Source organism: Promicromonospora sp. NPDC057138 (assembly GCF_042670845.1).
GTDB lineage: Bacteria > Actinomycetota > Actinomycetes > Actinomycetales > Cellulomonadaceae > Promicromonospora.
The window spans coordinates 1-11,557 of sequence record NZ_JBHUUX010000035.1 but is presented as its reverse complement, the minus strand read 5'-3'; the positions used below and the strand labels follow the sequence as shown (position 1 = coordinate 11,557).

Below are 11,557 nucleotides of genomic sequence, written 5' to 3'. Positions count from 1 at the left end.
GTGGTGCGCCGGCTCTTGGCCGGCGCACCACCCAGCGATCACATCGAGGCGAGCAGGTTCTGCATCGTCTCGATCTCGGCCGTCTGCGTGTCGACGATGGTCTGCGCCATCTCGACGGCGTCCGGGTCGCTGCCCGACTCGATCTCTTCCTCGGCCATCTCGACGGCGCCCTCGTGGTGCGCGACCATCTGCTCCAGGAACAGCCGGTCGCTCTCGGGGGGAACTGCCCCGCCCAGGGCCTGCATGTCGTCCTCCGACATCATGCCGCCGCTCATCCCGGCGTGGCCGTCGTCCGATGCGCGCTCGGCGCCCCAGCCGTCGAGCCACTGGCCGAGCTGCTCGATCTCCGGGGCCTGGGCCTCCTTGATCTGGGTGGCCAGCGCCGTGACCTCGGGGTTCGTCCCGTCCTTCGCCAGGACGGCGTCCGCCATCTCGACCGCCTGCTCGTGGTGCGGGATCATCATCTGCGCGAACATGGCGTCCGCGTCGTTGTGCTCCGCCTGGTCGCCGGACTCCGAGCCGGCCATGGTGGACATGTCGTGCTGCATCGGCTCCTCCGAGCCGGAGCAGCCGGCCAGGGCGAGGGCGCCGGCCAGGACGATGGCGGACATAAGGGTGCGCTTCATGGGATCTTCCTCTAGCTCAAGTCGTCGGGGTAGCACTCGTCAGCGCGACCGCGCACCGGCGCGGTCCCGCTGGTCGGGTCGACGCGGTGCGCGTCGACGCCGGGTCTACGTCCGGGAGATGCAGAGCTCGTGCAAGGAAGGAGCGGCGACCGCTCCGAGGTCGGCCGCCACCCGCACCGGGGGCACCGACCACGCGGGCTGGGCCCGCCATAGCAGGCGCCGCACGGGCACGACCAGCGCCAGCAGCGCGACGAGGATCATGAGGCACATCGCCATGGCGGCATCGTGCCCACCACACCCGTCGGAGCACTCACCCGCGGAGCCGGGCGGCTCCATGGTGGTGGGGCTCTCCTGCATGGCGACGACGGAGGCGTCGTGCGGCCCGTGGTGGTGCGCGGTCGGGGACCCGCTCATCGAGTGCATGGTGACCACCGCGATGATCAGCGTGAGGATCACCAGCGCGCCGTTCAGGCGTCGCCCGGGCTCGGCAACAGCCGAGCGGAGGAGCGAGATCACGCGCACGTCACGGAGGCTATCGCACAGCCGGGGGCTGTCGAAAACCACGATCCCGGGCGGGACGCGACGAGGCGCACGACAATGGCTGAGGTGACCGACACCGACACCTGGTCGCCGATGACCTACGCGCGCAACGGCGATGTCGAGCTCGCCTATGACCGGTTCGGGCAGCGCGGCGGCACCCCGCTCCTGCTCATGATGGGCCTCGCGATCTCCCGGTCCTGGTGGCCCGACGGCCTGTGCCGGGCCTTCGCGGACGAGGGCTTCGACGTGGTCCGCTACGACCAGCGCGACAGCGGGTCCTCCACGCGGTTCGGCGGAGCCGCGCGCCGCGGATACCTGGGCATGCTGCTCGGCCCGGGCTCCGCCAGCTACACGGCGGAGGACCTGGTCGACGACGCCGTCGCCGTGCTGGACGCCGTCGGCTGGGAGCGTGCGGTGGCGTTCGGGCACTCGCTCGGCGGCATCGTGGCCCAGCGCCTCGCGCTGCGCCGTCCGGAGCGGGTTCGCGGGCTCGTCACCTGCGACGCACCGCCCAGCGACGCCTCCGGCCTCGGCGCCCTGCGCTACCTGCGGCCGGGCCTGGTCGCGCGGCTCGCGGCGAAGAAGTTTCCCGAGGGGCGCGACGGCGACATCGCGGCGTCCCTGGCGGTCGCCAAGGGGCTGGCTTCGCCGGTGAACCCGTGCGACGAGGTCGCGGCCCGCGCCCGGATCGAGCGAGGGCTCGAGAGCGGGCCGCGCGACGTGGCGGGCCTGAGCCGGCAGCTGCACGCCAGGTGGGACGGCCCCCGGCTGCGCGAGGTCCGGACGCCGACGCTCGTGCTGCACGGCGAGGACGACCCCCTCGTCCGGACGTCGGCCGCCCGGGCCGTGGCGCGCGAGGTCCGGGGCGCCAAGCTGGTCGTGCTCGACGGCGTCGGCCACGACCTGCCGCCCGTGTCCTGGCAGACCATCGCGGAGCAGACCCGGCGCCTGGTCGAGCCGTGACCCGTCAGCCGCAATTGCCTTGGTGCCCTGCGGAACAATCGGTCGGATGACGATCACGCTGGAGGCATTGCTGAGTGGCTGGCGGGGGCGCCGGCTGCTCCTGGAGCTCGCGCTGCGGTCCGAGGCGCTGCTCGCGGACCAGGACGGGGCGGACGTGCCGCTGGCGTCGGCCACGATGCGGGCGGCCTACGACCTCGATCCCGGACGGGGCACGTCCGTCGTGTCGTTCGGGTGGGGCGGGCATGACGCGGAGCTGACGGCGCCCACGTCTGAGACGGTGGCTGCCCTGCTGGACGAGATCCGCGTCGCCGACGCCGAGCAGGGATCGGCGCTCCGTGCCCTCGCGGACGTGGTGGCCAACGCGCGCTACTGGCAGGAGCCCGACGGCGAGGACCTGCTCGCTGCCACGCCCGTCGTGCGTGCCGCGCTGGGCCGGGTCGCCGACCACGTCGCCGGGGCCACGGCCGCCGCCGTCGGCTGGTGGAGCGAACCCCTTGCCCGCGGGGACCAGCACGCGGTCGCCTGGGACGTCGATGCCAGGCGCGCCCAGGCCGGGGGAGCGGCGGGCGCCGCGGACCTGCTGGCGCGGTGGCGCGCCGACGTCCTGAAGGACGAGCGCCGGGCGGAACGAGACACGCCCGCCGATCCGACGGCGTCCTTCAGCGGTCGGTGGTGGTCCACCCCGCCGTCGGACCTGACGCACACCACCCGGAGCCTCGGCCGGTACGGCCCCGCGGGCCTCTGGCTGGTGGAGGACGGGATGGGCTGGGAGCGCGCGGTCACCCGCCGGGTGGCGGTTCCCGCCGAGGCGCGCGTGTACGAGATCGACGGGCCTGACGCCTGGGCCGCGTTGTGCCGTGCGCATCCGCTGGACGTGACCGCCCAGAAGCGGCACGACTGGTACCGCACCACCGGCCGCGCGGGGCGCTGGGTGATGCCCGACTGGGCGACGATCGCCGTCGAGCACGACGCCGTCCACCTCACCGCCGCCGCGTACCTCGCCGCCGCGGGGACGGCCATCCCGGTCGACGGCGACACCTGCAGCGTCATCGCCGGGTGGAACCCGGACGAGACCTACTGGTTCGCCGACGCCGTCCGGCCGGAGAAGGACGGCGCCGTGTGGGTACTCGACGACGAGGACTGGGTGTCCGGGGTCTGATGGGCGCTACTGCCTGGGCGGCGGGCCAACCTGCAGCGCGTAGAGCGGCATCTGCGCGGCCTGGCTCACGAACCAGGGCGAGAACGCCCAGGGCGCAGCACGGAGCGCGCTGCCCATTGCGGTGGTCTCGGACCAGCAGGCGTCCATGACCTCGTCCGGGTTCAGCTGCGGTTCCTCGTCGGTGACCGCGAGGTACACGGGGCACACCTCGTTCTCCACGACTCCCGAGGCATCGGTGGCGCGATACCGGAAGCCCGGCAGCTCCACCCGGACCTCGCGTACGGACAGTCCGAGCTCGTCCTGTGAGCGGCGGACAACGGCGTCCTCGATCGGCTCGCCCGGCTGCGGATGGCCGCAGAACGAGTTGGTCCAGACTCCTGGCCACGTGCGCTTGCCCAGGGCACGCCGGCTGACCAGCACCTGACCGGCGGCGTTCAGCACGTGGCACGAGAACGCCAGGTGCAGTGGCGTGTCCGTGGAGTGCACGAGGTGCTTGAGCTCCGACCCGATCGGCGTGCCGTCCTCGTCCAGCAGGACAACTCTCTCCGTCGCCATGCGCCCTCCTCGATGAGCTAACTGACCAGAATCCTTTCATGCACAGCCCATGACGTCTGTCACGCCCGGACCCGTGCGCATCACCGACAAGCTCATGACTGGCGGCACTGCCCGCCGCCCGAACGCCGACGGCACAATGAGGCCCATGGGGGATCAGACGACGGTCAGCGCACGCCGCTTCGAGACCTACGTGCGCTGGTCCACCTACACCCTCGCGACGGCACCGATCCTCTCGCTCGCCGGCGGGGCGCTCGCCGACGACCGGGTCGTGGCCGAACACGACGCGGCGTTCGCCGGGGCCGCCGTGCTCGCACTGGTCCTCGTGGCCGGGAACATCCTGATCAGCCGCTGGAGCATCGGCATCCTGGTCCGCCGCCCACGGCGGGTCTCGCCGGCCGCCGTCGTCGTGTGGATGCTGGCCCTCGCAGGGCTCGTCGCGGTGACCCTCCTCGCCATACCTGTTCAGGTGATGGGGCTGACGGCGGCCGTGGCCGCCGGGTCGGTCGCCGCGAGCCTGGTCCTGGTGTTCGACGCGCGCCGGACGTTCTACCTCAACGTAGCGGTCGTCGTCGTGGCGGCGCTGGTCGCCACCTTCGCCGACCTCACGCTCCTCGTGACCGGGGTGCTGCTGATCAGCTTGGCCCTGTGGAGCTACTGGTCCAGCGGATGGCTGCTGCGGGTCCTGCGCGAGCTTCAGGAGGCCCACGAGGACCGGGCCGCCCTCGCGCTCGCGAACGAGCGGCTGCGCATCTCGCGCGACCTGCACGACGTGTTCGGCCGGACGCTGGCGACCATCGCGGTCAAGAGCGAGCTCGCGTCCGAGCTGGTCCGCCGCGGCGGCGGCGAACGGGCGGCGGAGGAGCTCACCGCCGTCCGGCGGCTTGCCCAGGAGGCGGGCAGCGAGGTGCGGCGCGTCGTGCGGGGCGAGGTCCGCGTGACCTGGGACGGCGAGGTGTCGGGCGCGCGGTCGCTGCTCGGCTCCGCGGGCATCGGCTGCACGGTGGCAGGCGACCCCGTGCCGGACGGGCACGCCGAGGCCCTCGGATGGGTCGTCCGCGAGGGCGTGACGAACGTCCTGCGCCACTCGGCGGCGACACAGGTCACGTTCGCGACCACTACCGAGGACGGGCAGGTGCTGCTCACCATCGCGAATGACGGCGCGGGCCGTGCCGGCTCCGCGGCGGTCGCTGCGGCCGGGGCGGCCGGGGCGGCCGGGGCGGACGGACCAGGAGCGACGCGGCCCGACGGCGGCACCGGGCTGCGCGCGATGTCCGACCGGATCCGGGCGCTCGGCGGGCGCATCACTACCAGCCGCGACGGAGACTGGTTCCTGCTCGAGGCCACGATCCCGCTCCCGGAAGGGAGCGCCGCATGACCCGAATCCTCGTCGCCGACGACGAACACCTGATTCGCGACGCCATCGCCGGCCTGCTTGACCTGCAGGACGACTTCGAGGTCGTCGGCCAGGCCGCATCCGGCACGGAAGCGATCGCCACGGCGCTGCGGCTCCGGCCCGACGTAGCACTGCTCGACCTGCAGATGCCCGAGCCCGACGGCATCGAGGTCGCACGCCGGCTCTCGACCGAGCTGCCGGACTGTCGCTGCATCCTCGTCACCTCGCACGGCCGGCCCGGCTACCTGAAGGCGGCGCTCGCGGCGGGTGCGCGCGGCTTTCTCCCCAAGACCGTGTCGTCTGCCGCCCTGGCGGAGGTCGTGCGGAAGGTCGCGGCCGGGGGCCGGCACGTCGATCCGGAGCTCGCGGCCGAGGCGATCAGCGCGGGCGACTCCCCGCTCACCCCGCGTGAGGTTGACGTGCTCGTTCTCGCGCGCGACGGCGCCCCCGTCGACGAGATCGCGCAGCGGGTGGCGCTCTCCAGGGGCACGGTGCGCAACTACCTGGCGGCGGCCATCGCGAAGCTCGGCGCCGCCAACCGGCACGAGGCGGCGCGCATCGCCGCCGAACACGGCTGGATCTGACTGACCCTTTCTCCCGGTGGCCCGACCGCCGAGGATTTTCCGCGCGATCGACAAGGAGCCTGAGATGTTCAAGGAGTCGCGGCGGCGTCGGGCCGCCCAGCGGGTCAAGCCTGGGAACGGCCGTGCGCTGAAGCGTTTCCGCTGGTGGCAGCCGCTGTCCCGCGCTCTCTTCTACCTGCCGGTGACGAACGACGAGGGCCGGCAGGTGACCTACGCCATCGACGTCAGCTACGTTCAGCGGGCGATGACCGACGACGGCAAGGGCAAGGCCCACCTGTACCTCGACGGCAGGCACCATGCCGAGTCCAAGCTGCCTGCCGTGTTCCCGGTCCAGGGCGGGGTGATCGAGGTAGTGGCGACGTCGTTCGGGCTCAAGCGCTGCCACTACATCACGGACCAGGGCGCCGAGTATCAGCTCGTTCCGGACGAGAGCTCCGCCGAAGGGCGCCGCGCGCGCCTGGACCGCGAGCACCCCGCACTGAGCCGCTGGGTCGGGTCCGTCTCGCTGATCCTGCTGGTCATCCCGGCGCTGCTCCTGATACCGCAGCTCGTCGAGGTGGCCTTCGAGATCCCGCCCGTCGCCGAGCGGTTCGGGACGTTCACCTCGCCGGTCCGTCTGCCGGGATGGCTCAACTTCGCGCTCGGGCTCGGCGCCGCGGCGGCCAGCACGGAGCGTGCGCTGCGCCTGCGCTACAACTGGCTGCTGGACTCGGCGGCACAGGGCTGACGGCGCCGACCGGCGCTCGGGCTGCATGGCGCGAGCGCATGGTGCGACTGCACCGTCCGACCGCAGGCACCGACCGCGGGACGCGACATCAGGTCCCGGGCATCGCGAGTGCCTCCTCCAGCCGGTCGACGAACGCGGCCTGCGCGCTCACGACAAGGCGCCGAGCCTCGTCGGGCGCGAGCCAGGCGACGCGGTCGATCTCGGGAACCTCGATGCGCCGCCCCGACCGCGGGGGCCACTCGATCTCGACGGTATTGCTCTTGATCTGCTCCAGGTCGGGTCCCGGCTGAGGCCACTCGCGTGCCCAGGCGAGGACCTTCTTGCCGGCGCGCTGACGGACCTCGCCGAGCTCGATGTCCGGTGTCGACAACGGCGGCAGCTCCATCCCGAGCTCCTCGCTCGCCTCTCGCAGCGCTGCGGCGTGCGGCTCCTCGCCCGGGTCGAGCTCGCCCTTGAGCAGGGACCAGGCGCCCGCGTCCTTGCGTGCCCAGAACGGCCCGCCCATGTGGCCGAGCAGAACCTCGATCCCGGCACCGGCCAGTCGTCGGTAGGGCAGGAGGCCCGCGCTCGTCGTCGGCATCACTCCGTCCCGGCCTGCGCCTCGGCCTCGCGGAACGACTCCGGCGGGTCGAACTGCGACAGGACCAGCTCGGCGCCGAACGGGTCGCGGATCGTCGCCCCTTTCGACCACTCGCCGTCCTCCGTCGCCAGCACCGTCGCGCCGCCGCGCTCCGCCTCCGCCACGGACCCGTCCCGGTCGGCGACGGCGAAAGCCACGGACCAGTGCGCCGGTCCGTCAGCCGGCAGCACCCCGGCGACGACGTCGGCGAAGCCAGGCGGCGCGTACGCCTGCCGCTCGTGGATGCCGGGGTCCGACGTGCGGGCCAGGTGGTCGCCGTACCCGGGGACGCGTGCCATGCCGGCCCCGAGGTCGTCGCTCCGCACCCACCCGAGCAGCGGGCCGTAGAACTGCAGCGCACGGTCCACGTCCGGGGTGAGCAGGTTGCTGAAGTTCCAGGTGCCCGGCGCGTTGACGGCCTGGGAACCGAGCCGCGTACCTGCCTGCCACAGGCGGCTGGGCGCCCCCTGCGGGTCGACGATCCGCGCCATCCGACCTGCGGCCTTCCCCGGTGGCCCCACGGTCTCCGGCGGAGAGCTCACGACGCCGCCCAGCCCGTCGACCAGGGCAGCTGTGGTGTCGATGTGGTCCACGGCGAGGTAGGTGTGCCACGCCACCTCGCCGTTGAAGCCCTCGTCCGGCGTCGCGATCCCGGCCACCGCCGTAGCGTCCGTGCCGTCCTGGGACGCAATGACGTAGCGCCCTGGCACTCCCGGCGGCAGCTTCTCGGTGAACTTCCAGCCGAACAGACTCCCGTAGAAGGCGAGCGCAGCGTCGACGTCGTGCGTCTCCAGGTCGATCCAGCTCGGTACGCCGTGTGGATAGGTGCGAGGGGTGTGCGGGTCGGCCATGGCGTCCTCCAGATCGGTTCCGTTACCCCCGATGGTGCCCCGGACCACTGACACTCGCCGCCGGCTGTGCACACCGGGCATCGGGCACGATCTCAATCGGACGGCGTGACCGGAGACCGCACGCCGAACCACTGTTCCGCGCCGTATGCCTCGAACCGCTCCACCTCGGTGAATCCCAGCTTCATCGCGAGGCGCACCGAGCGCCCGTTGGCGGTTTGCGTGGCGAGCACCACCGGCTCGTCCGGAAGCTCTCCGGCGAGCCACTCGAGTGCCGCCGCGCACGACTCGGCGGCGTACCCGTGTCCCCACGACTCCGGCAAGAACAGGTAGCCGAGCTCGACCTTGCCGACAGCCGGTCGGACCCCATACTCCGCGTCGCGCCGTTCGAGCGTGACGATCCCGATCATCGCTCCGTCGAGATCAACCACGAAGCCGCCGGGGCGCCTCCGGGGCACCTTCGGGATAGCGAGCTCGAGCTCGTCACGCGGTCGCGGGCCACCGATGAAGGCGCCCACCTCCGGCGAGGCATTCAGCTCGATGACCGCCGCACGGTCTCGGGGCTCGGGCGCGCGGAGCACCAGTCGCTCGGTCCGGATCGGGGCGGGTGGCCAGGTGACGGGTCCCAGGTCTGCCATCCGCGCAGACTACCGAGGGTCTCGCGTCGTCCATGGTCCGCCGGAGGGACGGTCGGTGGGTCGCTCGAAAACTACTGGAGCAGCGTGGCCGTGCGCCGTTACCGTGCTGCCGAGCCAAGTCGCCGAGCCAAGGACGTGCCGTTGTACACCCTGTGAGACCTCCCGAACGCTGATTTGTCGCGCGTCGCGCATGTGCGCCGCGCTCCTTTTTGCTGCGGACTTCTCACAGAGACCGGTGTACTTCTGTGCTCAAAATCTGGAAGGTCGTGCCCACCTGCCTGCCGCTCATTCGCCGCCGCTGTCATGCGTGCGAGTCCGAGCGCTTCCGGGCAAGCGGAAAATTCCGCGTCAACGCACACCACAAGCTCATCGACGCCTGGCTCCTCGCGCTCTGCATCACTTGCGAGGAAACGGCAAAGCTCACCGTCCTGGAGCGGATGAATGTGCGCTCCATTCCACCCGAGCTGCTGGACCAGCTGCACGACAACGACCCTGGCTTGATAGCTGAGCTGCTCCAGGATCCGGCCGTGCAGCGCCGTAACCGCATCACCCTCGACTGGACGGGCGCCTGGTGTCTCGACACCGGCGGGTCGGATCACCTGGACAGCGAGGTGATCGACGTCGCGGTCCGCTTCGCGGCCCGGATTCCAATCCGGCCGGCGCGACTGATCGCTGACGGTTGCGGTCTTTCGCGGGGCGAGATCGAGCGACTGATCAGGGAGGGGAAACTCGTTTCCGCAGTCCGGCTGAGCGGCAAGCTCTCGGGCGACTTCACCTTCACGCTCAAGCGCTGAGCCCTCCCAGGGCCAGGGCCTGTCCGGCACCATCCGCCGGACGGGCCCTGGCCTCAGCCCCTACTGGTCTCCATCCCTCCGCGTGCAGGAACGCTCGCCAAGCCGACTGATTCGTGCTGCGATGTTTGCTCAGGCCCGCCGCCGAGGCCACCTGATCGGGGAGGCATCATGACTGACGCGGAAGACGCCACCGCGAGGCGCACGTGATGCCCTCGATGGATGGACGAGTGGCGCTCGTGACTGGCGCGACGGGCGGCATCGGAACGGCGATCGCGACCGCGCTGGCGCGCGAAGGCGCGACCGTTGTCGTGGTCGGACGCTCAAAGGCGCGGGCGGATGACGCGATACGCGACATCCGTGCGGTCGTCCCGGCCGCGAAACTCGAGCCGCTGGCGTGCGACCTGTCTGTCCAAGCATCGATCCGCTGGGCGGCGCGTGAGTTCCTTTCCCGCCACGACAAGCTCGACGTGCTCGTCAACGCCGCGGGCGTGTTCCGCAAGGAGCGCCACGTGACCCCCGATGGGCTCGAGCTCACGTTCGCCACCAACGTGATCGGCTACTTCCTGCTCACGAACCTGCTCCTGGACGCTCTCAAGCGCGCCGCGGCCGACACGTCGGGGACGTCGCGGATCGTGAACATCGCATCCAAGTACTCGGGTGGCTTTTCTACCACCAAGCTCGACTTCGACGACCTCCAGACCGCGAAGGGCACGTACAGCTTCCTCCGCTCGACGCCCCCGACGATGCTCGGCCGCATTCTCTTCACGCAAGAGCTCGCGGAGCGACTACGCGGGACGGGCGTGGTCGTGAACGCCGTGCACCCGGGCCTCGTCAAGCACACGACCCTGCTCCATGACGTCGGCGGCGCGTTCCGCTGGATGACGAACACGTTCGGCAAGTCCGCGGAGAAGGGCGCCGACACCGCGGTCTGGCTCGCGACCTCGCCCGAGGCGGAGACGGTCTCGGGCAAGCTGTGGGCCAACCGCAAGGAGCTGCCGACTCCGGGCATGGGTTCGGATCCGGACGCACGGAAACGGTTGTGGGACGAGTGCGTGCGGCTGTCCGAGCCGCTGTCCGAGGCCGACCAGTAGTTGCTCGACGAGTACGGCTCAGTCAGCCCTGGTAGAGCCAGAGCCAGTTGCCGTCGGGGTCGGTGACGGCGGAGTTCCGGGGCATGCCCTGCGGCGAGCTGATCGGAACCGCTTCCGTGGCACCGGCGCGGAGTGCACGTCGGTGCGCCTCGTCGAGGTCCTCGACCGTGAAGCCGATCGTGCTCCGGCCGGGGTGGTCGAATGCTTCCGGCCCCGAAAGGACGAGCAAGAAGAAGTCAGGCTGACCGTAGGTGCCGAACTGGTAGCCGGTGAAGTCGGCGTCGTCGGTACGGCGGATCACGCTCTCGGAGAGGCCGAACGCCGCCGCATAGAAGGCGCGGGCCTGGTCCTTGTCGGCGACGCCGAGCTTGATCTGCGCAGGCGCGGTACCGGTCACGATGGTGGTCATGGGAACTCCTTCTGAGGCGTAGCGGGTCGACTGGGCGATCTGACGGTCACGGTGCGTCCGGTCCCGGACGAGCTGGTCAGCGTGAGCGGCAAGGACCTGCCGGGCTGCCGGGGAGTCCGGATCGGCCACGACGTCGCGGACCAGGTGGAGGGGCAGGTCCAGCCAGCGCAGGTCGCTGATCAATCTGGCCGCAGCCACCTGGCTGCGGTCGTAACGCCGGTAGCCCGTCTCCGGGTCGACGTCGGCAGGCGCGAGCAGCCCGACGGCGTCGTAGTGGCGCAACGCGTGCACCGACAGCCCTGCCAGCTTGGCGAACTGGCCGATCGACAGCAGTGTCTTGTCGCTCATGACACGAGTGTTCAGCCTCGGGTAGCCCGAGAGTCAACCTCAGGGCCGCGATCGGGCCGACGGCGGTGTTCGAAGCGCTTCGACGACTCCTCCACAGTGCCAGGTGATATCTGGGCCGGTCAATCGGGTGAAGGCGCGCCAATCTGGGGCTTGCGCACATTCGGACCCAAGCCCTATTTTGTTGAAGCGCTTCGAGGGAGTGGCCCCGTCGAAGCGGATGTTGGGCCGGCCACGATCTGACGAGCAATGCCGCTCATCACCCC

The 11,557-nt window shown here is 71.2% G+C and carries 14 protein-coding genes; 7 read left to right on the top strand and 7 right to left on the bottom strand.

Annotated elements, in window-relative coordinates; genetic code table 11:
* Window positions 1-38 precede the first annotated feature (38 nt).
* Entirely contained in the window at window positions 39-626 is a 588-nt protein-coding gene (locus tag ACFT2C_RS18235; protein ID WP_377208486.1) for a DUF305 domain-containing protein, read from the bottom strand.
* Between the two features lie 105 nt (window positions 627-731).
* Window positions 732-1,148, bottom strand: a complete 417-nt coding sequence (locus tag ACFT2C_RS18230) for a DUF6153 family protein (protein ID WP_377208485.1) — start codon at window positions 1,146-1,148, stop codon at window positions 732-734.
* Between the two features lie 84 nt (window positions 1,149-1,232).
* Between ACFT2C_RS18230 and ACFT2C_RS18225 the strand changes: the two genes are divergently transcribed.
* Window positions 1,233-2,129 carry an alpha/beta fold hydrolase gene (locus ACFT2C_RS18225; RefSeq protein WP_377208484.1) on the top strand — a complete coding sequence of 299 codons (897 nt, stop codon included), beginning with the start codon at window positions 1,233-1,235 and terminating at the stop codon, window positions 2,127-2,129.
* Window positions 2,130-2,175: 46 nt separating this feature from the next.
* Window positions 2,176-3,288: a hypothetical protein gene (locus tag ACFT2C_RS18220; RefSeq protein ID WP_377208483.1), complete on the top strand. Its 1,113-nt coding sequence runs from the start codon at window positions 2,176-2,178 to the stop codon at window positions 3,286-3,288.
* A gap of 6 nt (window positions 3,289-3,294) precedes the next feature.
* Here ACFT2C_RS18220 and idi read toward each other — a convergent pair whose 3' ends face one another.
* On the bottom strand, window positions 3,295-3,843 hold the full coding sequence (gene idi / locus ACFT2C_RS18215; RefSeq protein ID WP_377208482.1) for an isopentenyl-diphosphate Delta-isomerase: 549 nt from the start codon (window positions 3,841-3,843) through the stop codon (window positions 3,295-3,297).
* Window positions 3,844-3,892: 49 nt separating this feature from the next.
* On the opposite strand from idi, the gene ACFT2C_RS18210 reads away from it, so the two are divergent.
* The 3 genes from ACFT2C_RS18210 (at window position 3,893) to ACFT2C_RS18200 (ending at window position 6,547) form a co-directional block, all read left to right on the top strand.
* Entirely contained in the window at window positions 3,893-5,218 is a 1,326-nt protein-coding gene (locus ACFT2C_RS18210) for a sensor histidine kinase (protein ID WP_377208481.1), read from the top strand.
* Window positions 5,215-5,820, top strand: a complete 606-nt coding sequence (locus tag ACFT2C_RS18205) for a response regulator (RefSeq protein ID WP_377208480.1) — start codon at window positions 5,215-5,217, stop codon at window positions 5,818-5,820. The genes ACFT2C_RS18210 and ACFT2C_RS18205 overlap by 4 nt, the downstream gene beginning before the upstream one ends.
* A 64-nt stretch (window positions 5,821-5,884) precedes the next feature.
* A complete protein-coding gene (locus ACFT2C_RS18200) occupies window positions 5,885-6,547 on the top strand; it encodes a hypothetical protein (protein WP_377208479.1) in 663 nt (220 codons plus the stop codon).
* 88 nt (window positions 6,548-6,635) lie between these two features.
* On the opposite strand, the gene ACFT2C_RS18195 is transcribed toward ACFT2C_RS18200, so the two are convergent.
* The 3 genes from ACFT2C_RS18195 to ACFT2C_RS18185 all read right to left on the bottom strand — a co-directional run bounded on the left by ACFT2C_RS18195 (window position 6,636) and on the right by ACFT2C_RS18185 (window position 8,652).
* Window positions 6,636-7,127: an NUDIX domain-containing protein gene (locus ACFT2C_RS18195; RefSeq protein ID WP_377208478.1), complete on the bottom strand. Its 492-nt coding sequence runs from the start codon at window positions 7,125-7,127 to the stop codon at window positions 6,636-6,638.
* Window positions 7,127-8,017 carry a VOC family protein gene (locus ACFT2C_RS18190; protein ID WP_377208477.1) on the bottom strand — a complete coding sequence of 297 codons (891 nt, stop codon included), beginning with the start codon at window positions 8,015-8,017 and terminating at the stop codon, window positions 7,127-7,129. Before ACFT2C_RS18190 ends, ACFT2C_RS18195 begins: the two co-directional genes overlap by 1 nt.
* A gap of 92 nt (window positions 8,018-8,109) precedes the next feature.
* Window positions 8,110-8,652: a GNAT family N-acetyltransferase gene (locus ACFT2C_RS18185; protein WP_377208476.1), complete on the bottom strand. Its 543-nt coding sequence runs from the start codon at window positions 8,650-8,652 to the stop codon at window positions 8,110-8,112.
* A 245-nt stretch (window positions 8,653-8,897) separates the two neighbouring features.
* Between ACFT2C_RS18185 and ACFT2C_RS18180 the strand changes: the two genes are divergently transcribed.
* Complete coding sequence (locus ACFT2C_RS18180; RefSeq protein ID WP_377208475.1) at window positions 8,898-9,446, top strand: DUF1062 domain-containing protein; 549 nt, start codon at window positions 8,898-8,900, stop codon at window positions 9,444-9,446.
* A 227-nt stretch (window positions 9,447-9,673) separates the two neighbouring features.
* Window positions 9,674-10,537 carry an SDR family NAD(P)-dependent oxidoreductase gene (locus ACFT2C_RS18175; RefSeq protein WP_377208474.1) on the top strand — a complete coding sequence of 288 codons (864 nt, stop codon included), beginning with the start codon at window positions 9,674-9,676 and terminating at the stop codon, window positions 10,535-10,537.
* Between the two features lie 22 nt (window positions 10,538-10,559).
* Here the strand turns inward: ACFT2C_RS18175 and ACFT2C_RS18170 are convergent, their stop codons facing one another.
* Complete coding sequence (locus ACFT2C_RS18170; RefSeq protein ID WP_377208473.1) at window positions 10,560-11,294, bottom strand: MerR family transcriptional regulator; 735 nt, start codon at window positions 11,292-11,294, stop codon at window positions 10,560-10,562.
* Window positions 11,295-11,557 lie beyond the last annotated feature (263 nt).